This is a genomic window from Kribbella sp. NPDC031520, assembly GCF_055580825.1.
The window spans coordinates 109,204-132,323 of the sequence record NZ_JBVIKS010000001.1; the positions used below are offsets into that span (position 1 = coordinate 109,204).

The window sequence follows — 23,120 nt, forward strand, 5'->3', positions numbered from 1 at the left end:
AACCGACCAGAAAATTACCGATCGGTGACGCCTGGGCAGCGAGTCGACTCATGCCCGCCATGTTCCCTGGCGCCACCGACAGTTTCAGCCCGGGACGTGCACCGAACCGCCCCAGTCGTTCTGGTGCCAGCCGTCCTGCGGTGTCCACCACCAGTGGTACAGCGTTCCGGTTCCGCTCTGGGCGAAATACTGGTGCTGATCAGCGAACGCGAACGCCACCGGATCGGCGTACACCTGCCCGCCCAGGTCCTCCCACGTCACCTTGCCGGTGCCCTGGTCCCACCACCAGTGGTAGAGCGTGTTTCCGGGGCCACGGGCTACCACGTGCTGCTGTGTCGCGGTCTTGAACGCCGACGGTGCCCCGACGAACTTCGCCGGAGCGCCTCCCCATTCGACTTGGTGCAGCCCGTCACCGGCGTCCCAGAACCAGTGGTAGAGCTGCCCGTCCGCGGCTTGCGTGTACACGTGCTGCTGTCCGTTCCAGACGAACGTGGTGGGGTCGGAGTACGCCTCACCGCCCCAGTCGGCGAAGCGCGGCTCGAAGTCACCCAGCTGCCACCACCAGTGGTACAGGTGGTTGTCCGCGCCACGGGCGACCACGTGCAGTTGGTTGTCCCACACGTACGTGGACGGCGTACCGACGATGGGCCCGGGCGCACCGCCCCAGCTGTCGATGCGTAACTGGCCGTCCGCGGGGTCCCACCACCAGTGGGTGAGGTCCCCGCTCGAGGAGCGCGCAAAGATGTGCTGCTGCCCGGACCAGACCACTGCGGCCGGATCACCGGCCGCATCACCTCCCCAGTCCCCGTAGTGCGCTGCTGACTCGCCCTCGATCCACCACCAGTGCAGCAGCGTTCCCGTCGTACTTCGGGCCACTGCGTGCTGCTGGTTCTCCCAGGCGTACCCGGTGCTCTTACCGGCGACAGGGCCACCGCCGAGGTCGTTGCGCTTCAGCCCTGCCGCGCCACTCCAGTCCCAGCGCCCCATGGTGCCGGCCGCGGTCGGGGCGAAGATCAGCTCGTGCCCGGCGCCACCCGCGTCGTTCCACTGGTACGCCGTCGCGCCCGGCACCACGTCGCCCGCGTGGCCGGCGCCGTACGCCTCGATCTCGTCGATGAACACGCCGGTCTGGTACTTGTTGTGCATCGTCTTGTCGAACGTCAGCCGTACCCACCGGGCCTTCGACGGGGCGAAGCCGATGTCGTACCAGATCCGTGAGGCCCCGTTCACCGAGCTGACCTGCCCGCGGTCGGTAAAGTTCGTACCGTCGGTACTGGTCGCGACCGTGATCTGGTCGGGCCGGTAGTCCGGGTACTCCTCGTACGCGTGCACCCGGACCGTGCCGACCGTCTGCGCCCACCCGAGGTCGATGGTGACCGCCGGGTGCACGCTGTCGCCGACGTTGGCCAGCTCGTACCCGAACTGCTTGCCGTCACCCCAGTTGTCCCCCAATACCCCGTCGGTCGCCTCGTTGCCGGCGTCCGGGAACCGTGTCGACGGTGCGACAGACTTCGTGTACGTCTTCCCACCCGCAAGGTTCTGCTGCAGCAGGTAATGCCCCGCAACGTCGATGCTCTGCAGGTCGTACGGCGCCGTGCCGTCCACCGTGATCCGGAGGTAGCGCGTCTTCGCGTTGACGCCCAGGAAGTCGTCACCACCGGGCTTGGCCAGGTCGTCGGCCGGGTTGTCGGCCCGGTTCGCCGCCTCGGCCCACTTCGTACCGTCGTACGAGATCTGCACGTGGTAGCTGCCGGCCCAGGTGGAGCCCCAGTGCAGCTTCACGCCGTCCACCTGCGCCTGACGCCCCAGGTCGATCTGCACGCCGTTCGAGATGGTGGTCTTGGTGTACTTGAGGCCTGTCACCGGCAGCCCTGCCGCCGCGTCCAGCGCGAGGGCGCGGACCCGCTGCATGTAGCTGACGTCAGGCGAGTACTTGTCGCTCGCTTGGACCACGGCGTTCGCCAGGTCGTGCGCCAGCCCCGGGTTGGTCTTGCCGAGGTGGTTGAGGACCTCCCAGTCCTCCATGCCGTCCCGCAACGACTCGTACCGTGGGGAGGCTTCGACGGTGTTGTGCACCGTGTCCGGACGGACGATGTACCCGTCGCCCTTCACGGTCTGGTCGCTCATCTTGAACTGCCAGTTGCCGTACGCCCAGTGCAGGTACCCGGTCGCGCCCTTGCCGTACGCGAGCCACATGGTCTGCCGCTGGTTCCACTCCGGCTGGTCGATGAACCTGTTCAGGTGGTTGCCGGCGGGGATGTTGCAGTTGTAGAACCACATCGGCTTCCCGGCCTTGCGCTGGTCGTCGAACGGCTTCGGGTTGACCGTGTACGTGAACAGGTTCGGGATCACGATGTCCTCTGCCTGCGCGACCCGCGGCGCCAGGTCGTTCACCACCGCGTCACCGATCTTCACGTCCGGCCAGTACTGCCGCAGCTTGCTCGCGATCCCGAACCAGCCCGGGTCGCCACCAGCTCCCGGCTCGTCGCCCACGTGCATCCAGAACTTGTCCAGCCAGCCCTTGTCCACCAGGTGCTGCCGCAGCGCGGGATAGAACTGCTTGTACCAGTTGTCGGCCTCGGGCGAGTCCCAGTAGACGAAGTCGGGAACCTGGCTGCCGGTCTGCTTGGGCGTCACCTCCTGCAGGTACCGCGGGTACTGCGGGTTGCGGTCCGGGTTCTGCGGACCGGCGCCGGTGAAGCCCTCCAGCCGGCTCACCACGCCCTTGTCGAGGAACCGCTGCACGACCTGGTCGAAGCGGTCGAAATTGAACGTGTAGTTGCCCGCAGCATCGACTTTGCTGCCGCCGTCGGTGAGCAGGTTGATCAGCGGCAACTGCAGGTCGTTCTGCCGGTACCGCTTCATGGTGTCGGCCCAGTTGTCGATCAACTGCCACCACTGCGTCGAGTACCGATCATGGCCGTAGAACAGCTTGACCGTGTCGCCCGCGCCGATGTCCCACGAGGTCAGGCCGAGGAAGTTCGTCCACATCACGTTGGTGAACTCGCTCTGGTTCGCCGGCGGGATCACCACGTTGCGGGCGTTCACCCGGATCGGCACGTTCAGGTTGCCGTTCGTCGTCCGGACGGTCGCGCGGCCGGTGTAGACCCCGCCCGCGGCAGTGGCCGGTACGTGCACGCGGACCCAGATCGACTGCGTCTGGTTCGCCGGTACGTCGATGCTCGTCTGGTTGAGCAGCCGGTCCGGGAAGTCGCCCGGCGCGGTCCGGATCGTCGGGACGACGAAGTTGTCCGGCTCCCAGCCGTTGTACGAGTTGTGGTCGAGGTACTCGTACCCGACGGGGTTGTAGCTGATCTCACTCGCCGCGATCGCGTCGCCGGTCCCCTGCAGCGCGCTGAAGTCCACGCTGGTCACGGTGAACGCGGCCGGTCCGCGCAGCACGATCTGTGCCGCCTCGTAGTCGTTCTTCGCGGTGTCCAGCCGGATCTCGTCGCCCGCCTCCGGTGACCGCCCGCTGTCCTTGAAGACCGAGTTGTACGACGTCTCGGTCCACATGCCCGGTGCCACGCCGGCAGCGTGCGCCAATGGCGCCAACCCAACCGTCGTCACCATCAGTCCACTCGCCACCACTACTCGTGTCCAGCGCATGCCGCCAAGCCTTCGCGGCCGGTCCGGTCCCGGCAATGCTCTACCGGCAGCCCGGCTAGACCAATCAGCGAAAACGCGGGCAGGTGGTGCAGGCCGTCACGTTGGGAAGCACGTAGAAGTAGCAACACGAGGTCCGCAGCTTCTGCTCCAACGACACCCCGAACGCCTCGGCAGCCGCGTCCACGTACGCCCCGCCCTCCGCCAGCCGCAGCGCAGCACGTACCTCGTCGCCCACCGCTCCGAACCGCTGCAACGAGCCAAGCTTCACCCCGGGCTCGTACGAGTCGAGGAAGTCACCGACATGCGCCTGGTGCTGGGCAGCCGCAACCTCGAGCGGAACAACCCGGTCGGACAGCAGCGCCACCTCAGCCGGGTAATGCGCCGTCGGATGCCGCTTGAAAGCCAGCGCTTCAGGCGAAACGTCAGGCGAGACCCCAGTGACCGCAGCACTCACCGCAGCGACAAGAGACGGCACCTGTACGTACCACATCAGCGTGAACATGGCCGCGACCTGCACCGGCGGCTCGATCGCATAGTCCCGCGCGTAATCGGCCGCCGCCGCAGCACGCCACTCCCGCGTCGGATCACCACCAGCCTGCTGCGCCGCGATCAGCTCCGCACACGAGACCCACTCCGGGCCTGGAACGGAGTCCGCCGTACGCACGGACAGCCAGCTGACCGAGTCAGCCAGCACGTCCGCCAGACGGCTCACGGTGTAACTCACCCAGCCAGCCTACGATCCGGTACGACGACCGGTGCGCCGCCGACCTCCACCACGGTCGCCTTCAACCCGAACACCTCGTCCAGCAACGAGGCCGTGAGTACATCCGCCGGACGCCCTTCCGCAGCGATCTGCCCCTCCCCCATCACCACGAGGTGCTCGGCGTACTGCGCTGCCAGCGTCAGGTCGTGCAGCACTGCCACGACAGTACGTCCTGTCGCGGCCGCCCCGTGGACCACGTTCATCACGTCGACAGCGTGTGCCAGGTCCAGGTACGTCGTGGGCTCGTCGAGCAGCAGGTGCTGCGTACCCTGCGCGAGCACCATCGCAATCCACACCCGCTGACGCTGACCGCCGGACAGCTGGTCCACCGGACGATCACGGAGTTCTATCAGCTCAACAGCACGTAGAGCCTCTTCGATGGCAGCGTCGTCCTCGGCAGTGAGCCGACCGAACAGCCCGCGATGTGGATGGCGTCCCCGCGATACCAGCTCGGCCGCAGTGATCCCCTCCGGTGTAACAGGCCCCTGCGGCAATACACCAAGCCTTCTTGCCAGCTCACGTGCAGGCAGCTGGTGGATGTCCTTGCCGTCCAACAACACCTGCCCACGAAGCGGTGTGAGCAGTCTGCTCATCCCACGCAGCAGGGTGGACTTGCCGGACCCGTTGGGACCCACTACTGCAGTCAGCCGACCAGCCGGGACGTCCAGCGTCAGACCGTCCACGACTGGCGCGGTGGCGTCGTACGCAAGGGTCAGGTTCTCGACGTGCACGGTTCAGCGTCCCTTCTGCTGACGACCGATGAGGTGAAGCAGGTACGGCGCTCCGCAGGCGGCCGTGACCACACCAACTGGTAGCTCGTACGGGCCGACGTGAGCCCAGTGCAACCCGTTCCGCGCCAGCAGGTCCGCGAGGACCACGAAGAGCGCGCCCAGCAGCGCAGTGGTCAGCAAGGGCGGCCGCTCCATCCGGGTGAGCCGCAGCGCGACCTGTGGCGCTACGAGTGCGACGAACGCGATCGGTCCGGCTCCAGCGGTCGCCATCGCGGCCAGCACGGTCGCGATCACCAGCAGCGCCAGCCGGATCCGCGCCACCCGTACGCCGAGCGACGACGCCACGTCGTCACCCAGCACCAGCGCGGACAGGTCCCGGTTGAACATCATTGCCACCGGCAACAGTAGAACGACGGCGATCAGTACCGGGATCGCGTCGCTCCAGGCCCGCGCGTTGAGCGAGCCGGCGAGCCAGGCGGCCGCGCGACCCGCGTCGTTCACGTCACCGATCACGAGCAGCCAGGCGACCAGCGAGTTCGCGGCGGCCGCGACGCCGACGCCGATCAGTACCACCTTGCCCGCGTCCACCACTCCACGTTGGACCGACAGCGCGCCGACGATCAACGTCGCGACCAGGCCGCCGAGTACGGCCGCCGCCGGGATCCCGATCTTCGCGGCGACACCGGAGATGTTGCCGCCACCCGTACCGGCGAGCACGATCACCGCGACGGCGCCCGCGGACGCGCCCGAGTTGACGCCGACGATGTCGGGACTGGCCAGCGGGTTGCGGGACAACGTCTGCAACAAGGCACCCGAGACGGCGAACGCGATCCCGACCAGCAGGCCGGTCGCGACCCGCGGCAGCCGTAGTTCGAGGACGACGAGCCGGGTCCCGCGCCGGCCTCCGCCGAGCAGTACGTCGATCACGTCCGCGACCGGGAGTTTCGTCGTGCCGACGCTCAACGAAACCAGCGCGACCGCGATCGCCAACGCCGCGAAGAGGATGCTCAGGGCAACGGTCCGGGATCTCACAGGGCCACCGCCCGGCGCCGTACGACGAGCACGAACAGCGGGGCGCCGACGACGCCGAGGACCACGCCGGCCTGTACCTCGCCGGCGCCTCCGACCAGCCGGCCGACGAGATCCGCGAGTACCAACGCTGTCGCACCGATGACGCCTGCGGCTGGAATGAGCCAGGTGTTGCGGGCGCCGAAGATCCGCCGTGCGACGTGCCCGGACAGCAGTCCGAGGAAGCCGATCGGACCGCACGCCGCGACCCCGGCCGCGGTCAGCAACCCGATCGCCCCGAGCCCGACCAGCCGCGCCCGCCGCACCGACAACCCGAGCCCGGCCGCCACGTCGTCGCCCAGGGCAAGCAGGTCCAGATCCCGCGCGTTGACGGCGGCCAGTACCAGTCCGAGTACGGCGAACGGCAATACCTGAGCGGCCACGTCCATCCCGCGACCGGCGACCGAACCGACCGCCCAGAAGCGGTAGCTGTCCAACGTGTTCGCGTCGAGCAGGACGATCGCGGAGGTCAACGCGCCAAGCATCGCCGCAACCGCGGCGCCTGTGAGCGCCAGGCCGACCGGGGACGCGCCGCTGCCGCGCGACGCGAGCTGCTGTACGGCGAACGTCGCGATCAGCGCGCCGAGCAACGCGACCCACACTGTTGACGACACCGAGTCGACGAGGCCGACCTGCAGCCCGAGTACGACCGCGAACGCGGCACCCGAGCTCACGCCGAAGGTGCCGGGCTCGGCCAACGCGTTCCTCGTGTGGCCCTGCATCAGCGTGCCGGCGATCCCGAGGCAGAAGCCGATCAGTACGGCGACCACCGTTCGCGGAAACCGCAGGCTGCGGACGATGACGTCGGCGTCCGAGCCGTCGTTCGCGGTCAACGCGTGCCACAGCGCTCCCGGCCCCAGCCAACGCGACCCCAACGCAAGACTGGCCGTGAACGCCAGCACCAGAACCGCCACGAGCGCCAGCAGGCCAACGGCGCGCCGCACAGCGGGACGCCCGCCACCCGGCGACACGTTCGGTGGTGGGGGCGGCGACACGGTCGGTTGCGCGGGGGGCGGGGACATGTGGTTAGGTTTGCCTTACCTCTTAGGTGGAGAGCCACCTTAACCTGCCACTCGTGCCGATCTGGAGACACCCGTGCGCCTGCCCCGCATCGCCGCCCTGCTCGCCATCACAGTCAGCACCGCCGCCCTGGCACTGACCGCCTGCGGATCCTCCGGATCCGGCGACGACCCGGCCGCCGCCGGTGCGGCCGGCCAGGGCTTCCCGCGGACGATCGAGCACGCGATGGGCAAGACCGAGATCAAGACCAAGCCGAAGCGGGTCGTCGCTCTCGACACCAGCTACGTGGACGCGACCCTGGCCCTGGACACACAGGTCGTCGGGTACACCGACTACCGGACGATCAACGGGCACCTCCCCGACTACCTCGGGGACGCCCGGAAGACGTACGGCTCCGAGGCCCAGTCGGTCGGCACACTCGCCGAGCCGAACCTGGAGAAGATCGCCGCGCTGAACCCGGACCTGATCATCACCGCCAAGGTCCGGCACGAGAAGCTGTACGACCAACTGTCCGCGATCGCGCCGACGATCATGTCCGAGACGACCGGTGCGACCTGGAAGGACAACATCCGGCTGGAGGCGAAGGCGCTCGGCCAGGAGGACCTCGCGGAGAAGGAGATCTCGGCGTACGAGAAGGCCGCGAAGACGGTCGGCGACGCGATCAACGCGAAGGCGAACCACCCGACCATCTCCGTGGTCCGCTTCGTCGACGGGCCAACCCGCCTGTACCAGAACGCCAGCTACTCCGGGATCGTCCTGAAGGACGCGGGTCTGAAGCGCCCGAAGTCCCAGGACGTGAACGGCTTCGCGCTCGAGATCAGCCCGGAGCGGATTAAGGACGCGGACGCCGACGCGATCTTCGTCACGACGTACGCCGACGAGAAGGGCCTGAGCGCGAAGACCGCCGCCCAGTTCAAGGCGAACCCGCTCTGGAAGCCGCTCGCCCCGAAGGTCCACGACGTCCCCGACCTCACCTGGATGACCGCCGTAGGCCTCCAGGGCGCCTGGTCGATGCTCAACGACCTGGCAAAGACGTTCGGCGTACCCGCACCCGTCAAGCCGGAGTGATCACGTCACTTTGAAGTCCATGGTCTGCGTACCTTTGGCACCGGCATCGGTCAACGCCGACACCGTCACGTGGTAGATACCGCGGATCTCCAGTGAGTTGGTGTCGAAGTAGAACGCTTCTTGGCAGGACCCGCTTCGTGCGGTCTTGAGAACGGTCGATCCGCGTTTGAGTACCCAGGTCGGGTAGCAGCCGGTGTTCGGGTAGTGCCCGCTCTCGTCCAGCACTTCGGCGACGACGGCCGCAGTCGTGCCGGCGCGATATTCTCCCGGTCCGATCTTGCCGTTGGAGTTCATCTGCAGGGTGATGGCGAGGCTGCCTGGTGCAATGACCAGCGGGACGCTCGAGCCCTGGGAGTCCGTCGGCTGGACACCCGGCGACTCGGTCACGGTCTGGGTCACGGTACTGGTAGCGGTCAACGATGGACCAAAACGGTGAGCGCGTCCATGGCGGAGAGTGACGGCGTTTAGGCTGCGGGGTATGGCGGCTCTTGCGCGGTGGCATGTCGGGCCGTGGACGACCCGGGGGACGCTGCCCGGTGAGGTGGCGGTGCCGGGGCGGCGGCGGACTACGGACGAGTTGTACTTCGACGTCGTCGGGCTGGCGCGGATTCTTGGGCGGCGGTTTTCGGGGCGGGACGAGCTGCAGGTGCGGCTGTGGCAGAACGAGCTCCGGCCGACGCACACACGGCTGTGTGGGGTGCACACACTGGCGGATCCGGCCAACGCCCAGCTCCTCCACGACACCGCACAGGAGGCCCTCGCCTGGTTGGGCGAACGCGCACCGGCCGGCTACGAGTTCGTACTCACCGACGCCGTCGAGCTCCGCCCGCTCCTCGACCTGAACGCAGACGTGGTCGCCGTCGACGCCGTCGTACAACTCGCCGACGTACCGCTGCCAGCTGCACGGTTGGCAACAGCACATGTACGTCGATCCGCAGCCGGCGACTGGTACGCCGGGGACGCAGTGTGCAACTGGTCCGGCCCATACACCACGTCCGACGAAGCCGTGGCCGTGGTACAGGCAGCCCGCGCGGAGCTGATCGCCCAACTCGGAGCAGCCGGCCGCGATGACCTCGCAGCCACAGCGCCTCGCTGGCCGGACGTCCCGGTCGAGGTGGCCTAGCTTTCCGGAAGTTTTTCGGCGCCAGGCGCCGAATTGTTTCCGGAAAGAACGGGTGGCGCGCCGAGATGCCGGCTCAGGAAGCCCAGTTCGGCCTCGACCACCTGCTCGTGGGCGTTGGTGAAGGGAGCGTAGTGGTTACCCGGGACCTGGAGGACCTCCGCCTTCGCCGTGGTCGCCGCCGCCTTGAGGGTCGGCGCGGCGAGCGCCGACTTGTCGTCCTGGCAGACGACGTACAGGATCGGGCAGCGGGCGTCCGGGGCGTACTTCGCCGGGCGGTAAAGGGCTGCGGGGAGCACTGAGCGGGCGGCGATCGTCTGCTGCCAGTCGGGGTAGCGGTTGGCGGGACTGAGGATTTCGCTGCCTAGCTGGGCGTCCGGGGTGTTGAGCAGCGCTACCGCGCCCTTCGGCCCGGCCAGGTCCACCAGCCGCGGTGGGCGGTTGAACCAGCTACCGGCGATGTCCAGCAGCGAGCGGCCGAGCAGACGGAGAGCGCCGCCGGTTGACTGGTAACGGGAGGCATGGCGGGTAACAGTGGGCCCGTCGACGTTGGCCGACTGGGCGATCGCGGCCGAGATACCCAGGTCCTCCGAGGCGAGCTGGACGATGTAGCCGCCGGGCAGGGAGAACGCCCAGATCGCGACCCGCTCGACCCCGGGAAGTGTCTTCGCGTACGCGATCGCCGCCCGCCAGTCGTCCAGCTGGTCGCGGATCCGCGCCACCTGCCGCGGCTCGCCCGCACTCTCGCCGAAGTGCCGGTGGTCGAACGCCAGCACACTGAATCCGGCCGCGGCGAACCGCTCCGCGAACCGATCCGTCCCCGGCTCCTTCGTGACTCCGAAGCCGCCGGTCATCACCACGCATCCGCCGTTGGTACCCGGGTAGTGCCAGGCCGCGCACGCAACCCCGGTACTCGTGAACTCCACTTTCTCGCGCATACCAGAAGTGAACCACGTGGTTCGCAAATCTGTCTACGCCTGTTCCTCCCGCTCCAGTGCGCGGGTCAGCGCCGCGAACCCGGCCTCGATCCCGGCCCCGTCCCCGCTCGTCCGCCACTCGATCAGGAACCCGCGCAACGTCGCGAGGATCAGCTCCGCCACCTCGGTACGGCGCCGCTCGTCCCAGTCCTCCGGGCACATCGCCAGCAACGTCGGCAGGTACTGCCGCGACGCCGACCGCGCCAGGTCGGCGTACCGCCCGGCGTCGTACATCGCCAGGCCGATCGCCTGGTCGAGCACCCACGACTCCTCGCCGATCAGCGTCGGCCACATCGACCGCACCCGCGCCGCCAGCGACCCGCCCTGCTCGGCCGCGGCGGAGACCGCTCGCGTGATCCGCCGTTCGCGCAACTGCAGGACCGCCTGCGTCAGCAGGTCCTCCGGGCCGTCGAAGTGGTACAGCAGCACCTTGTGCGTCGTACCGGCCGCCCGCGCCGCGCGCCGCAGCGAGAAGTCGACCAGCCCGTTCGCCCCGAGGTCGTCCGCGACCTTGTCGAGCAACTCCCGCCGCCGCGCCTCCCCCCGCGGCGACTTCGCCGACCGGCGGTACCCGGTCCGGTCGTCCGTCACGTAAAGCTCGCGACGAAGTAACCCACGCCGTACGGCGCCGCGTCGTACAGCAGCTCGCCCTTCAGCGTCGTACCTGCGAGCGCGCCGGCGAGGACCTGCCACGGCGCCCGACCGGCTGCCTGGAGCACAGTCGCGAGGTCGACGTCGAGTGCTGCCAATACGTCGAGATCGACGTTCTGGAAGGCGTTCGCGACCGTCGTGTCGAAGATCTCGGCGCGCGGATGCAGGTGGACCGGCGAGTGCTCGCTCCGCCGCGCGGACCCGTCACCCATCACCAGCAGCCCGATCCGTTCGTTGCCCCCAGCAATCTCCCGCCCGAGCCGCACACAATCCGCCGGCACCGCATCAACCGGCAAGGCCCGGTACGTCCGCGGCAGGTGAACAGCCTTCGTCTGCTCGAGCAACCACCCACCGACAGCCAATGCCAACGGAAGCACAGGAGGGCCCGACCCGATCCGCACCCCGGGTGCACCATAGGCGCCGAACGAGCCGCCTGCGGCACCGTCATAGGTGCCTTCAGTTCCAGAGCCGACAACCAGGATCGAAGAGGCGCTCGACAGTTGGTCGATTGCGGTCAGGCAGGCGGCTCTCAGGTTGTCCAGGTCGGGGGTGGCGCCGGTGGCTAGTTCGGGGACGAGGAGGGGTGGGTGGGGGCAGACCGCGGCGGCGATGACGGGCACGGGTCAGGCCTCTCGGAGGTAGCGGAAGAAGAGGTAGTCGTCGGACGCGGCCAGCGACGACTTCAGCTTGAGCTGACGGGTGATCGTGGACGGCACACCGGCGGTGATCCTGCCCGCACCAGGGCCGGCCAGCAGCGGAGCGAGCGTGAGAGACAGCTCGTCGACCAGGTCGGCAGCGGTCAGCGAGCCGAGCAGATGCGGTCCGCCCTCGGACAGCACCTGGGTCATACCGCGCGCGCTGAACTCGTCCACCACCGCCCGCAGATCGACCTCGGCGTCCCCGTACACGAGCACCTCGGCGACCTCCGCGAGCGCCTCCCGCCGGTCGGGCGGCGACGCCGCGTGCGTCACCACGATCGGCCGTACGGCGGACTTGAACACCGGGTTCACCGGACTCAGCTCCAACCGCGACGACACGATCGCCAGCGTCGGGTTCTCGGCCAGCCCCGCCGCGAGCCGCCACGACCGGGCGGCCCCGGACAGCTTCAGCGGGTTGTACCCCTCCTCCCGGATCGTCCCCGCCCCGACCAGCACCAGGTCCGCGAGCCGCCGGATCATGCTGAACACCCGGCTGTCGGAGTCGCTCGTCAGCGTCTTCGACAGCCCGTCGATCTCGACCGCGCCGTCCAGGCTGCTGACGAAGTTCGCCCGCAGGTGCGGCACGGACCGGTCCGCGACCTCGTACAGGGCGATCAGTTCCTCGTCGGACAGGTCGTCGAGCTGTTGCATCACGCGAGACTCCTTCGGGTTCCAGCGGGTTGCGCGGCGCCACGCAGTACGGCAACGAAATCGAGCGCCTGCCGAGCGGCCGGTACGTCGTGCACACGGAAGACCCGGGCGCCCAGCCAGGCCGAGACGGTGAGCGCCGCGAGCGTCCCGTTGCCGCGCTGCCCCGGCGGGAGCTCGAGCGTCTCGCCGATGAAGTCCTTGTTCGAGACCGCGACCAGCACCGGCCAGCCGGTGGCGGCGAGCTCGTCCAGGCGGCGGGTCAGTTCGAGCGACTGGAGCGTGTTCTTGCCGAAGTCGTGCGTCGGGTCGATCAGGATCCCGTCCCGCCGTACGCCGGCCGCGACCGCCCGGTCCGCGAGCGCGGTCGTCGTACGGATCACGTCCGCGACCACGTCGTCGTACGCCATCCGGTGCGGATCGGTACGCGGCGAGAGGCCGCCGACGTGGCTGCAGACCAGGCCCGTACCGAACTCGGCCGCGGCGTTCACGAGGTCTGGGTCGGCGCCGCCCCAGGTGTCGTTGATCAGGTCCGCACCGGCCTCCGCGACCCGGCGCGCGACGGCGCTGCGGTAGGTGTCCACGCTGATGACCAGCGAAGGGTGCCGGGCGCGGATTCCGGCGACGAAGTCGACGGTCCGGCGGAGCTCCTCGGCCTCGCTGACCGGTTCGCCGTACCCGGCCTTGACGCCGCCGATGTCGACCAGGTCGGCACCTTCGGCGACCGCCTTGTCGATCGCCGCGTACGCCGCGTCGGTCGCGTAGGTCGCCCCGCGGTCGAAGAACGAGTCCGGCGTCCGGTTGATGATCGCCATCAGCGCGAACTCGCCGGCCCCGAACGACCGGGTCCCCAGCCTCAGAGTGCCGTCGCCTGTCACAAGGGCGACTGTACGGGGCGGTCCGCCAGGCCATCACAGTCACCACCCGGGCGGTCCGGCCCCGCGTGCGGCGGGGCGCGGGCACGCATTGTGATGGCCTGGCGGACCGCCCCACCTATCGCGAACCCCCCATATCCTATAGGATCTCGTCCCGACGACCCGCCCACGCAGAACGGTTCCCGCATGGCACGATTCACCGAGTTCGAGACGTACGACGTCCGCTTCCCCACGTCGCTGGACCTGGACGGCTCCGATGCGATGAACACCGACCCGGACTACTCCGCTGCGTACGTGATCCTGCGGACGGACGCCGGGGACGGGCTGGAGGGACACGGCTTCGCGTTCACGATCGGCCGCGGCAACGACGTCGAGACCGCGGCGATCGAGGCGCTCCGCGACCACGTGCTCGGGCTCGACCTGGACGCCACTCTCGGTGACCTCGGCGGGTTCTGGAAGTCGCTCGTGCACGACTCGCAGCTGCGCTGGCTCGGGCCCGAGAAGGGCGTCATGCACATGGCGATCGGCGCGGTCGTCAACGCGGTGTGGGACCTGGCCGCCAAGCGGGCCGGCGTACCGCTGTGGAAACTGCTGTCGGACCTGACCCCGGAGCAGATCGTCGGCCTGGTCGACTTCCGGTACCTGACCGACGCGCTGACCCCGGACGAGGCGCTGGACATCCTGCGCAAGGCGGAGACCGGGCGCGCCGAGCGGGAGGCGGTACTGCGCGAGCGCGGGTATCCGGCGTACACCACGACGCCCGGCTGGCTCGGGTACGACGACGCGAAACTGGTCCGGCTGTGCCGCGAGGCCGTCGCCGACGGGTTCACCCAGATCAAGCTCAAGGTCGGCGCGAACCTCGACGACGACATCCGCCGGATGCGGCTCGCCCGCGAGGCGGTCGGCCCGGACATCCGGATCGCGATCGACGCCAACCAGCGCTGGGACGTCGCGGAGGCGATCCGCTGGGTCGAGGCCCTGGCACCGTACGACGTCTGGTGGGTCGAGGAGCCGACCAGCCCGGACGACATCCTCGGGCACGCCGCCATCGCCCGCGCGATCGCGCCGATCCGGGTCGCGACCGGTGAGCACGTACAGAACCGGGTCGTGTTCAAGCAGTTCCTGCAGGCCGAGGCGCTGTCCGTCCTGCAGATCGACTCGGCCCGGGTCGCCGGCGTCAACGAGAACATCGCGAACCTGCTGCTGGCGGCGAAGTTCGGCGTCCCGGTGTGCCCACACGCGGGTGGGGTAGGACTGTGTGAGTTGGTCCAGCACCTGTCGATGTTCGACTACATCGCGGTGAGCGGATCGACGCAGGACCGGGTGATCGAGTACGTCGACCACCTGCACGAGCACTTCCTCGACCCGGTGACGATCCGGGACGGGCACTACGTGGCACCGGGACGGCCCGGGTTCGGCGCGGAGATGGATGCCGAGACGCTGACCGACTTCCGGTACCCGGGTGGCAAGATCTGGACCGACCTCAAGGAGAATTCGTGAGCGACTTCGACGGCCTGCGGGCTGTTGTCACCGGCGGTGCGTCCGGGATCGGGCTGGCGGCGGCTCGGCTGCTGGCGTCCCGGGGCGCCCAGGTGGTCGTGTTCGACCTGAAGCCCGACGTCGACGCGCCGCTGACCGGGATCGCCGCCGACGTCACCGACGACGCCTCGATCAAGGCCGCGGTGGCCGCGGCGGCGCTGCAGCTCGGCGGGATCGACATCCTGGTGAACAACGCCGGGATCGGCGCGCAGGGTGACGTGACCGCGAACGACGACGACGAATGGCACCGGGTGCTGGACGTGAACGTGGTCGGGATCGCCCGGGTGACCCGGGCCGCCCTGCCGTACCTGCGGAAGTCGTCCGCGGCCGCGATCGTCAACACCTGCTCGATCGCCGCGATCGCGGGCCTGCCGAACCGCGCGCTGTACTCCGCCAGCAAGGGCGCCGTCCTCGCGCTGACGATGGCGATGGCCGCCGACCACGTCCGCGAAGGCATCCGGGTGAACTGCGTCAACCCCGGTACTGCGGACACGCCGTGGGTCGGGCGCCTGCTCGACGTCGCGGCCGACCCGGCCGCGGAACGCGCCGCGCTCGAGGCCCGGCAGCCGATGGGCCGGCTGGTGTCGGCGGACGAGGTCGCCGCGGCGATCGCGTACCTGGCGAGTCCGCTGTCGGGCTCGACGACCGGTACGGCGCTCGCGGTCGACGGCGGCATGCAGAACCTGCGGCTCCCGGCGGTCCGCTCATGAAGCTCTTCCCGGAGGGTCAGCGCGTCGGGCTCGGCAGTGCGCCGCTGGGCAACCTCCTCGGCGAGGTCCACGAGGCCGACGCGATCGCGACGATCGACGCCGCCTGGGACGAGGGCTGGCGGTACTTCGACACCGCGCCGCACTACGGGCTCGGTCTCGCCGAGGAGCGACTTGGTGTCGGGCTGAAGGGCAAGCCGCGGGACTCCTATGTGCTGTCGAGCAAGGTCGGGCGGATCATCTACTCCTCGGACACCGCCGCGAACGATGACGAGGGTTTCAACGTCAGTACGACGCGTCGCCGGCGGTGGGACTTCTCGCGGGACGGCGTACTGCAGAGCATCGAGGACTCGCTCCGGCGGATCGGGACGGACCGGCTGGACGTGGTGTTCGTGCACGACCCGGACGACCACTACGAGGAGGCGGTCGCGACCGCGTTCCCGACGCTGATCGAGCTCCGCGACCAGGGTGTGATCGGCGCGATCGGCTCCGGTATGAACCAGTCCGCGATGTTGACCCGCTTCGTGCAGGAGATCGACATCGACGTGATCATGCTGGCCGGCCGGTACTCGTTGATCGACCCCGACGGCCTTGACGACGTACTCCCCGCCTGCGTCGAGAACAACGTCCAGGTAGTTGCTGTAGGCATCTTCAACTCCGGCCTCCTGTCCCAGCCCCGCCCGGCGGCCGGCGCCACCTTCAACTACGAACCCGCGGCCCAGCCTTTGGTGGACAAGGCGAACAAGATCGCCGACATCTGCGAATCCCACAACACCACCCTCCCCACAGCAGCACTGGCCTTCCCGCTGGCGCACCCAGCCGTCGCAGGCATCGCAGTAGGCTGCCGCACCCCCGACGAGGTCCACACCAACGCAGCCCTGACCCGCGCTGAGATCCCGCCGGCCCTCTGGTCCGACCTCAAGTCAGCCGGCCTACTCCGCGAAGACGCTCCTACTCCGTAGGCGTCGTACGTGAGGCTAGGTGGAGGGCTAGGCGTTCGTCTGGGTTTGTGAGGTCAACGCCCAGTAGGTGCTGGATCTTGGCTATGCGGGCCGACGCGGTGTTGCGGTGGATACCCAACACCGCGGCGGTCTCGGCCAGCGACGACTCTGTGTCGAGGTAGACGGCCAGCGTGGTGACCAGGTCGCCGGGCTGGTCCTTGATCGGGGCGAGGAGTGCCTGCGCGGCGGGCTGGAACGTGTCGGTGCGGGTCCAAGCAAGCAGGAGCTGAGCGAGCCCGAGACGGTCTACGTGGAGGAAGCGGCCGGTCTCGGCACGACCGCGGGCCAGGCCGGCTGCGTCGCCTGCTTCGGCGAGCGTCGTGGCGATACCGCTTGGACCGGGTTGTACGCGGCCAACACCGACGTACGTGTCGACCGTCTGCACCAGACGCCGCTGGACCCGGCGGATCGCGGCTGCTTGTTGCTGTACCTCGGTGGCGGTCGGCTCACGTACAGCGGTGATCCACGCGGACCAGCCGTCGCCCTGCTCCACCACGACCGCCTGCAGCCCCTCCGCGTCGAACGCCTCCACCACGTCCGTACGTCGACCAGCCACATCCACTTGACCGTCAGCACCGATCCGGATGCCGGTGTGCCAGCCGTCGAGCTGCCAGCCGAGGTCTACGGCCCGCCGCCTGGTCGCCTCGGACGGCTCACCGTGCAGGAGCTCACCGAGGAGCGACGTACGCTGCCGTGCGTCCCGCTCCAGCTCAAGCCGTCTGAGCGCCAACCGCTCCCCCACAGCCGGTGCGACCACGGTCAGCACCTCAGGTACGGCGGCAACCTCAGCCGGAACCACACCGGGCAACCGCGCCACCAGCCAGCAGACAGGCCCCACGCTGAGGACCGCCACGGCCAACAGAACGGCCCCGCTCTCAAGATCAACCCGGTACGGCGCAGCCCACGCCACAGGCACCTGCGGCAGCGCAGCCACCAGCGCGGCCCGGTCCTCCGCCTCCAGCGGGTCACCGGCAAGCGTGCCGCCGTCAGCACCCGCCAGCGTCACCGGGCGGTCCAGCACCGCGGACGTTGTCCGCAGTACCGACGTGAGATCCCCACCGGCCCGTCGGAGCGCGGCAACCGCCCGCAACACCAGGTCCGATCGCAGCACCTCAGGCTCGGCCGTCACGCGTTGCAGATACTCGTGCGCCGCCAACGGATCAGGACACCCCAGCACCGGCAGTCGCAAACGCTCCGCCAGCAGCTCGGCCCCACGCCCCAAGCGCTCAGTCCCCGCCAGCAACAAGGCTCCAGCCCCCGCAGCGGCCGCCCGGCTGATCAGAGCATCCACCCGCCAGTCCCGGTGATCATCAACCACCAACACCACCAACACCCGCCCGTCAAGGCCTTCGGGCTGAGCCCCCACCCCCAACACGACAGAAGACCCAGTAAGCCGAGCGGTGTCCTGCTCTGGTCCAGCTAGGACGACTACGTCGCGCCAGCCTGGGGAAGAGAGCATGGCGGCCAGGGTGGTCATGAGGCTTCCAGGAGTTGAGGCTGGCAGGAGAGGCCGAAGGCTTGGGGGCTCACGTGGAGGAGGCGGTCCGGGTGGTGCCACCAGGTCGGGGCAGGAAGGGCGACGACTACTACCTCGTCGCCGGTGCGTACGGCATCCACTGCGATCGGTTGGAGAGTACGGCGGTCCAGGACGCATAGCAGGTCCGGTGTGGTGACCACGGCCACGCCGTCGACCAGCGCCAGCAAGTACTCGTTCTCGGTCTCGATGCGGATCACTGCCCGGCTGGCCGAGTCCACCACGCAGAGGCTGCCCCGGCCGAACGCAGCACCACCGTCAGCGATCACGTGCCGAGCAACCTCCTCCACCCGACCGCTGCCCAGCAACCGCCCGCCCAAGCCGTCCGCAACCTCAGAAGGCCCAGCACCAGGCTCCAGGGCAGCATGCGCGCGTCCCAGCCCCAGTGCCCGCGTGAGACTCCCCTCGACCGCATCAACCGCCGCGGCCTCGACCGGCGTCGGCGCCAAGGCAAGTACTGCCCAGCCACCGGTGTGAGCGACAAAGCTACGTACGGCCCGCTCCAACCCGGCAGCGTCGACGTTGTCGACCACGATCACCTGACCGCTCGGCTCGCTCAGCGCACACGGTGTCAGCGACCGCCCCGCCACCGCCCACGAGAACTGGTCCAGCCGCGGTAAGGCCCGGCCCATCAGATCCGCGTCGACCACCGGCAGCCCCAGGTCCAGCGCGGCGATCAACGCCGTCAGTCCGTTCAGCCCGCCGGCCTCCAGCGACATCAGCCCTGTCACGTCAACCCCGGTCCACCGGCTGACCGCCCGTACCGCCGTCTCGAACTCACCGCCGCTCGGCAGCTTCTCCATCAACACGCTGGTCGCCCCGACCACCCCGATCGGGCTCACCGACACACCCGGCAGGTCCGCCGCGTCCCGCAGTACGAGCTCCCCCGCCCCGAGCCGCCGCCGCAACATCCGCCCGAACGCTCCGGCATCACCCCCACCACCGGAGCCGAGCAACGTGACCCCGACGACCAGCGCCTCCAGGTCCCGCTCGCGGACGACCGTGCTCATGAGCAGATCCTCCCACCGCGGATCTCCAGCACTCATCAACCGCACCCAACCGGCCGCGCCGCCCTTCACCTGAGCGTGACGAGGGCACGCGCCCCGACGTTGGTGAGTGCTCCACGTCCGGGTCGAACCCCGGCCCGCCGCGGAGGGGTCAGCACGGCGGGCCGAGGGTTAAGGGGCCCGGGGGTCAGGGGATGAGGACGTCCGTGTGTCGCTCGACCGGGTCGAACTCGACGTCGAGCCCGAAGCACGACGGCCCGAAGACCGCCAGCGCCTCGGGGGTACGCATCAGGTCCGGCGTCGAGATACCCACGACCGTCACCCGCTGGCCGTAGCGCAGGCCCTCGGTGGTGATCGGCTCCGCGGTGTCCGCCTCCAGTACGCAGATCAGGTCCGGCACCGTGCACACCACCGCGCCGTCGACCTCCGCGACCAGGTTCTCGTTCTGGAAGCGCAGCTCCAGCTCGGACGTCCCGTCGTACGACGTGAACCGCGCCCGCCCGCGCGCGAAGCCCTCGAGCGTACGGCGTTCCACGTCGACGACCTTCCCGCGGAAGAGCACCCGCAGGTGGCTGTACAGCGTCGGCGCCAACGCGTCCCGGATCGCCTCGACCGGGTCCGTGTGCGTCGCCCGCGCCTCGCGGACCGCGCGCCCGATGGACAGCCCGAGCGACAGCGTCCGCGGTACGGCGGTCCGCTTCACCTCGGCGCCCGTCATCGAGTACTCCGCGATGTGCGCGACCCCGCCGAGCCGGATCGTGATCCCGCGCGCCAGCCACTCCATCTGCTTGTTGTCCGTACTGGTATCGATCACCACGGTCTCGTCGTGCTCACCCGCGATCGCCATCGGCGAGCCCGGTACGCCGTATACCGAGAACGTCTCCATCTGCAGTTCCGGGAACGCCCGGCCCATCCCGTCCGCGTCGACCACCGGCAGACCGGTGCGGGCGGCAACGAGCAGCGGAATCATCGAGTTGATACCACCGCACTCGATCGGCATCGTCGCGTCGGCGCGCCGGCCGAGGTGTTTCTCCAGCGCCCGCAGCGCGCCGACGGGTTCGCTGCCGCGCGGGATCTTCTCGACGATCACGGTCGGCGCGCCCATCTGCGCGGTCGGGATCACGAACGCGTCGTCGTCGAGCTCGTCGGGATCCAGTACGGTCACCGGCCCGTACTCGCGGATCGCCTGCTCGACGAGCAGCCGCCCGATCAACGGATCGCCGCCACCGCCGGTCCCGAGGATGGCCGCACCGCGGGCGAGATCCCTCAGGTGTTCGATTCCCAGCTGCCAGCTCATACGGTCTCCAGCGCGCGGATCGGGTCGAGGTCGTAGCCGAAGTACCGCGGGCCGACCAACTTGATGCCTTCGGGTGAGTGCCAGCGTTCGTCGGCCGGCGCGGCCAGCACGCTGACGCGGTGGCCGTACCGCAGCGCCTCGGTGGTGATCGGTTCGCCGGACTCGGTGTCGAGCACGATGATCAGGTCCGGTGTGGTGGCAACCGCCGTACCGTCGAGTTCCGCGACGAGGTGCTCGTTCTGGAACCGGAGTACGAGCAACTGCCCGTGCGACGCGTCCAGCCCGTCGACGGCCGCATCACCACGCGCGAAGCCGGTCGTCGTACGGCGTTGTACGTCGACGACCTTGCCGACGTGCAGCAACCGCCCGCCGAGCTCGTCCACGACGGCCGCGACCGGATCGCCGTGCACCCGCTGGGCCTTCTCGATCGCCCGGCCGATCGTGACGCACTTGCTGAGCGTGCCGGCGACGAACGAGCCGCGGACCTCGGCACCCGTCATCGCGTAGAGCGAGACGATCGCCGAGCAGCCCATGTCGACGGTGGCCGAGCGGGCGAGGCGTTCGGCCCATTCGTTGCTGACCGTGTCGAAGACGCCGCGGTTGCCCTTCTCGTCGACGATCGACATCGGGGTCGCCTCGATGCCGGCGAGGGTCGGCAGCACCATCTGCAGCTCGGGGAACGCCCGACCCATCCCGTCGCCGTCCACCAGGGGCAGCCCGAGTTGTGCGGCGGCGATCACCGGTACGGTCGAGTTCACGCCGCCGGCCTCGATACAGGCCAGGTGCGTCGGCGTCTTCCCGACGTACTTCGCCAGCGTCTGCACGGCGACCGAGATCTGGTCGGCCGACGGCAGCTTCTCCACCATCACCGTTGGTGCGCCCATCATTGCCACCGGCAACACACAGGCATCGTCCGGAAGGTCGCCGACGGCAACGATCTCCACCGGCCCGTGCTCCTTCACCGCCTGCTGCGCCAGCAACCGCCCGATATGCGGATCACCCCCACCCCCGGTCCCCAGCACGGCCGCCCCACGAGCCAGCGCCCCCAGATCCTCAGCCCGCAACTTCATCGCAACCACTCCACTCCTGCGACAGCGCCCGCCCATTTGCCTGGCCTACCCAGGAAGTGCTGGGTTCCACACCCTGAGTCAGGGTGAAGAACCCACGATTTGGTGGGTGAGCCAGGCAAATCGGCAGCGGACGCGTGGGACGGGAGCTGCGGGTTCGTGTTCATCGGGTTTCTCCCAGGCGGAGGTCGCCGACTGCCTTGCAGCGGATGCGGGTGGCGTTGCCGGGGAGGTACGGGATCGGGACCTCGTCGAAGTCGACGATGCGGACGGCGGCGGGGTCGGCGCCGGCGGCGATCGCCCGGTCGACGGCCTCCTGCCGTGCCTCGTCGACGACCGCGTCGCGGCGGCCCGGGTCGATCGCGTACACCCGGTCGACCTCGCCGCCGACCTGCGCGATCGCGGCGCCGATCGCGTTCGCGACCGCGAAGTTCTCCGGCCGGTGGACGGCGAGACTGCCGGGCAGGTCGTCCGGGAGCAGGATCGACCCGCCGCCGACCGCGACCACCGGCAGCGGGTCGGGCGAGGTACGCATCCGCTCGACCGCGTCCGCGATATCCGCGGCGACCCGGGCGAGCGCGGCCTTCACGAGCGTCGGATCCAGGTCGGCCACCGCAGCGCCGTCCCCTACGTCTGCCCGGCCGGCCGCGACCGCGATGTCCGTCGCGGTCAGCGTCCTGCCGCCGAAGACCAGCGCCTCCTCGGTCAGGCGGTACCCGACCGACCGCGGGCCGACCGTCACCTGGTCGTTGTCCGCAGCAACCAAACTGCCGCCGCCGATGCCGAGGCTGAGCACGTCGGGCATCCGGAAGTTCGTCCGTACGCCGGCCACGTCGACCTCGGTGGTCGCCTCCCGCGGAAACCCGTGGGTGAGGACGCCGACGTCGCTCGTCGTACCGCCGACGTCGACGACCGCACACGTGTCCAGGCCGGACAGCAGCGCCGCGCCGCGCATCGAGTTCGTCGGGCCGGACGCGAACGTGGCGACCGGGTACCGGCGGGCGAAGTCGACGTCCATCAGCGTGCCGTCGTTCTGGCTCAGGTACAGCGGCGCGGAGATGCCGTGACCCGCGACGGCGCCGGCCAATCCGTCGACGATCGAAGCGGCGAGCTCGCGGAGTGCGGCGTTGATGATGGTCGCGTTCTCGCGTTCCAGCAGGCCGATCCGGCCGATCTCGTGGGACAGCGAGATCGCCACGTCGTCGCCGAGCTCGTAGCGCAGGATCTCCGCGGCACGCAACTCGAACTCGTTGCTCACCGGCGAGAAGACCGACGAGATCGCGACCGACCGTACGCCGTGCGCGGCCATGTCCGCGGCGTGCCGGCGCAGCTCGTCCTCGTCCAGCTCGGCGATGTGCCGGCCGTCGAACTCGTGCCCTCCGTGCGCCAGGTAGCTGCGTCCGCTGATCGCCTCGACCAGCCGCTCCGGCCAGTCCACCAGCGGCGGCAGCGAGGCCGTCGCCGGGAGACCGAGCCGCAGCGCCGCGGTCGGCGCGAGCCGCCGGGCCTCGACCAGCGCGTTGATGAAGTGCGTGGTGCCGATCATCACCGCCCGCACCTGCGCCGGGTCGAAGGATCGTTCCGCCTGCAACCGGTCCAGGGTGTCGATGATGCCGGCCGTCACGTCCGCACTGGTCGCGGACTTGTTCGCCGCCAGCACGTTGACGTCGGCACCCTCACCGTCGAGCAGCACGGCGTCGGTGTTGGTCCCACCGACATCGATACCGATACGCATTCGGG

The 23,120-nt window shown here is 69.4% G+C and carries 21 protein-coding genes; 5 read left to right on the forward strand and 16 right to left on the reverse strand.

Annotation, left to right across the window (positions count from 1 at the left end; translation table 11 throughout):
• Window positions 1–84: 84 nt before the first annotated feature.
• The 5 genes from ACZ5BU_RS00505 to ACZ5BU_RS00525 form a co-directional block, all read right to left on the reverse strand.
• Window positions 85–3,609: a glycoside hydrolase domain-containing protein gene (locus ACZ5BU_RS00505; protein WP_465694413.1), complete on the reverse strand. Its 3,525-nt coding sequence runs from the start codon at window positions 3,607–3,609 to the stop codon at window positions 85–87.
• 64 nt (window positions 3,610–3,673) lie between these two features.
• Window positions 3,674–4,333 (reverse strand): (2Fe-2S)-binding protein, encoded by a 660-nt coding sequence (locus tag ACZ5BU_RS00510; RefSeq protein WP_465694414.1) that lies wholly within the window; start codon window positions 4,331–4,333, stop codon window positions 3,674–3,676.
• A complete protein-coding gene (locus tag ACZ5BU_RS00515) occupies window positions 4,330–5,103 on the reverse strand; it encodes an ABC transporter ATP-binding protein (protein ID WP_465694416.1) in 774 nt (257 codons plus the stop codon). Before ACZ5BU_RS00515 ends, ACZ5BU_RS00510 begins: the two co-directional genes overlap by 4 nt.
• A 3-nt stretch (window positions 5,104–5,106) precedes the next feature.
• Complete coding sequence (locus tag ACZ5BU_RS00520; RefSeq protein WP_465694417.1) at window positions 5,107–6,135, reverse strand: FecCD family ABC transporter permease; 1,029 nt, start codon at window positions 6,133–6,135, stop codon at window positions 5,107–5,109.
• Window positions 6,132–7,193, reverse strand: a complete 1,062-nt coding sequence (locus ACZ5BU_RS00525; protein WP_465694418.1) for a FecCD family ABC transporter permease — start codon at window positions 7,191–7,193, stop codon at window positions 6,132–6,134. Before ACZ5BU_RS00525 ends, ACZ5BU_RS00520 begins: the two co-directional genes overlap by 4 nt.
• 73 nt (window positions 7,194–7,266) lie before the next feature.
• Between ACZ5BU_RS00525 and ACZ5BU_RS00530 the strand changes: the two genes are divergently transcribed.
• Window positions 7,267–8,259, forward strand: coding sequence for an ABC transporter substrate-binding protein (locus tag ACZ5BU_RS00530; RefSeq protein WP_465694420.1), 993 nt, complete (start codon window positions 7,267–7,269; stop codon window positions 8,257–8,259).
• Here the strand turns inward: ACZ5BU_RS00530 and ACZ5BU_RS00535 are convergent, their stop codons facing one another.
• Entirely contained in the window at window positions 8,260–8,676 is a 417-nt protein-coding gene (locus ACZ5BU_RS00535; RefSeq protein WP_465694421.1) for a hypothetical protein, read from the reverse strand.
• A 61-nt stretch (window positions 8,677–8,737) separates the two neighbouring features.
• On the opposite strand from ACZ5BU_RS00535, the gene ACZ5BU_RS00540 reads away from it, so the two are divergent.
• Window positions 8,738–9,382 (forward strand): hypothetical protein, encoded by a 645-nt coding sequence (locus ACZ5BU_RS00540; RefSeq protein ID WP_465694422.1) that lies wholly within the window; start codon window positions 8,738–8,740, stop codon window positions 9,380–9,382.
• Here ACZ5BU_RS00540 and ACZ5BU_RS00545 read toward each other — a convergent pair.
• The 5 genes from ACZ5BU_RS00545 to folP are packed head-to-tail and all read right to left on the reverse strand — an operon-like array spanning window position 9,379 to window position 13,231.
• Window positions 9,379–10,317 carry an alpha/beta hydrolase gene (locus tag ACZ5BU_RS00545; RefSeq protein WP_465694423.1) on the reverse strand — a complete coding sequence of 313 codons (939 nt, stop codon included), beginning with the start codon at window positions 10,315–10,317 and terminating at the stop codon, window positions 9,379–9,381. The genes ACZ5BU_RS00540 and ACZ5BU_RS00545 overlap by 4 nt on opposite strands.
• A 33-nt stretch (window positions 10,318–10,350) precedes the next feature.
• On the reverse strand, window positions 10,351–10,947 hold the full coding sequence (locus ACZ5BU_RS00550) for a TetR/AcrR family transcriptional regulator (protein ID WP_465694425.1): 597 nt from the start codon (window positions 10,945–10,947) through the stop codon (window positions 10,351–10,353).
• Window positions 10,944–11,627 (reverse strand): class III extradiol dioxygenase subunit B-like domain-containing protein, encoded by a 684-nt coding sequence (locus tag ACZ5BU_RS00555; RefSeq protein ID WP_465694426.1) that lies wholly within the window; start codon window positions 11,625–11,627, stop codon window positions 10,944–10,946. Before ACZ5BU_RS00555 ends, ACZ5BU_RS00550 begins: the two co-directional genes overlap by 4 nt.
• A gap of 3 nt (window positions 11,628–11,630) precedes the next feature.
• Complete coding sequence (locus ACZ5BU_RS00560; protein WP_465696686.1) at window positions 11,631–12,356, reverse strand: pyrimidine reductase family protein; 726 nt, start codon at window positions 12,354–12,356, stop codon at window positions 11,631–11,633.
• Window positions 12,356–13,231, reverse strand: coding sequence for a dihydropteroate synthase (gene folP / locus ACZ5BU_RS00565; protein WP_465694427.1), 876 nt, complete (start codon window positions 13,229–13,231; stop codon window positions 12,356–12,358). The genes ACZ5BU_RS00560 and folP overlap by 1 nt, the downstream gene beginning before the upstream one ends.
• Window positions 13,232–13,414: 183 nt before the next feature.
• Here folP and ACZ5BU_RS00570 point away from each other — a divergent pair, with 183 nt between their 5' ends.
• Genes ACZ5BU_RS00570 through ACZ5BU_RS00580 form a run of 3 tightly spaced genes read left to right on the forward strand, consistent with a single transcriptional unit; the run spans window position 13,415 to window position 16,436 of the window.
• On the forward strand, window positions 13,415–14,728 hold the full coding sequence (locus ACZ5BU_RS00570; RefSeq protein ID WP_465694429.1) for an L-fuconate dehydratase: 1,314 nt from the start codon (window positions 13,415–13,417) through the stop codon (window positions 14,726–14,728).
• The gene (locus ACZ5BU_RS00575; protein WP_465694430.1) at window positions 14,725–15,477 is read left to right on the forward strand and encodes an SDR family NAD(P)-dependent oxidoreductase; all 753 of its coding nucleotides are present in this window, start codon (window positions 14,725–14,727) and stop codon (window positions 15,475–15,477) included. The genes ACZ5BU_RS00570 and ACZ5BU_RS00575 overlap by 4 nt, the downstream gene beginning before the upstream one ends.
• Window positions 15,474–16,436, forward strand: coding sequence for an aldo/keto reductase (locus tag ACZ5BU_RS00580; protein ID WP_465694431.1), 963 nt, complete (start codon window positions 15,474–15,476; stop codon window positions 16,434–16,436). The genes ACZ5BU_RS00575 and ACZ5BU_RS00580 overlap by 4 nt, the downstream gene beginning before the upstream one ends.
• On the opposite strand, the gene ACZ5BU_RS00585 is transcribed toward ACZ5BU_RS00580, so the two are convergent.
• The 5 genes from ACZ5BU_RS00585 to ACZ5BU_RS00605 all read right to left on the reverse strand — a co-directional run bounded on the left by ACZ5BU_RS00585 (window position 16,426) and on the right by ACZ5BU_RS00605 (window position 23,115).
• Window positions 16,426–17,793 carry a PucR family transcriptional regulator gene (locus ACZ5BU_RS00585; protein WP_465694433.1) on the reverse strand — a complete coding sequence of 456 codons (1,368 nt, stop codon included), beginning with the start codon at window positions 17,791–17,793 and terminating at the stop codon, window positions 16,426–16,428. The two genes, ACZ5BU_RS00580 and ACZ5BU_RS00585, sit on opposite strands and share 11 nt — an antisense overlap.
• Before the next feature lie 155 nt (window positions 17,794–17,948).
• The gene (locus ACZ5BU_RS00590) at window positions 17,949–19,019 is read right to left on the reverse strand and encodes a DUF917 domain-containing protein (protein ID WP_465694434.1); all 1,071 of its coding nucleotides are present in this window, start codon (window positions 19,017–19,019) and stop codon (window positions 17,949–17,951) included.
• Between the two features lie 184 nt (window positions 19,020–19,203).
• A complete protein-coding gene (locus ACZ5BU_RS00595) occupies window positions 19,204–20,313 on the reverse strand; it encodes a DUF917 domain-containing protein (protein ID WP_465694435.1) in 1,110 nt (369 codons plus the stop codon).
• Window positions 20,310–21,383: a DUF917 domain-containing protein gene (locus ACZ5BU_RS00600; RefSeq protein WP_465694437.1), complete on the reverse strand. Its 1,074-nt coding sequence runs from the start codon at window positions 21,381–21,383 to the stop codon at window positions 20,310–20,312. The genes ACZ5BU_RS00595 and ACZ5BU_RS00600 overlap by 4 nt, the downstream gene beginning before the upstream one ends.
• Before the next feature lie 160 nt (window positions 21,384–21,543).
• Complete coding sequence (locus tag ACZ5BU_RS00605) at window positions 21,544–23,115, reverse strand: hydantoinase/oxoprolinase N-terminal domain-containing protein (RefSeq protein ID WP_465694438.1); 1,572 nt, start codon at window positions 23,113–23,115, stop codon at window positions 21,544–21,546.
• Window positions 23,116–23,120: the final 5 nt, after the last annotated feature.

What these genes read in the sequence shown, in the direction of transcription:
- ACZ5BU_RS00590 (WP_465694434.1), bottom strand. Translation starts at nt 19,019, where the DNA reads ATGAGCACGGTCGTCCGCGAGCGGGACCTGGAGGCGCTGGTCGTCGGG.
- ACZ5BU_RS00505 (WP_465694413.1), bottom strand. Translation starts at nt 3,609, where the DNA reads ATGCGCTGGACACGAGTAGTGGTGGCGAGTGGACTGATGGTGACGACG.
- ACZ5BU_RS00605 (WP_465694438.1), bottom strand. Translation starts at nt 23,115, where the DNA reads ATGCGTATCGGTATCGATGTCGGTGGGACCAACACCGACGCCGTGCTG.
- ACZ5BU_RS00580 (WP_465694431.1), top strand. Translation starts at nt 15,474, where the DNA reads ATGAAGCTCTTCCCGGAGGGTCAGCGCGTCGGGCTCGGCAGTGCGCCG.
- ACZ5BU_RS00525 (WP_465694418.1), bottom strand. Translation starts at nt 7,193, where the DNA reads ATGTCCCCGCCCCCCGCGCAACCGACCGTGTCGCCGCCCCCACCACCG.
- ACZ5BU_RS00540 (WP_465694422.1), top strand. Translation starts at nt 8,738, where the DNA reads ATGGCGGCTCTTGCGCGGTGGCATGTCGGGCCGTGGACGACCCGGGGG.
- ACZ5BU_RS00600 (WP_465694437.1), bottom strand. Translation starts at nt 21,383, where the DNA reads ATGAAGTTGCGGGCTGAGGATCTGGGGGCGCTGGCTCGTGGGGCGGCC.
- ACZ5BU_RS00570 (WP_465694429.1), top strand. Translation starts at nt 13,415, where the DNA reads ATGGCACGATTCACCGAGTTCGAGACGTACGACGTCCGCTTCCCCACG.
- ACZ5BU_RS00560 (WP_465696686.1), bottom strand. Translation starts at nt 12,356, where the DNA reads ATGCAACAGCTCGACGACCTGTCCGACGAGGAACTGATCGCCCTGTAC.
- ACZ5BU_RS00595 (WP_465694435.1), bottom strand. Translation starts at nt 20,313, where the DNA reads ATGAGCTGGCAGCTGGGAATCGAACACCTGAGGGATCTCGCCCGCGGT.
- ACZ5BU_RS00545 (WP_465694423.1), bottom strand. Translation starts at nt 10,317, where the DNA reads ATGCGCGAGAAAGTGGAGTTCACGAGTACCGGGGTTGCGTGCGCGGCC.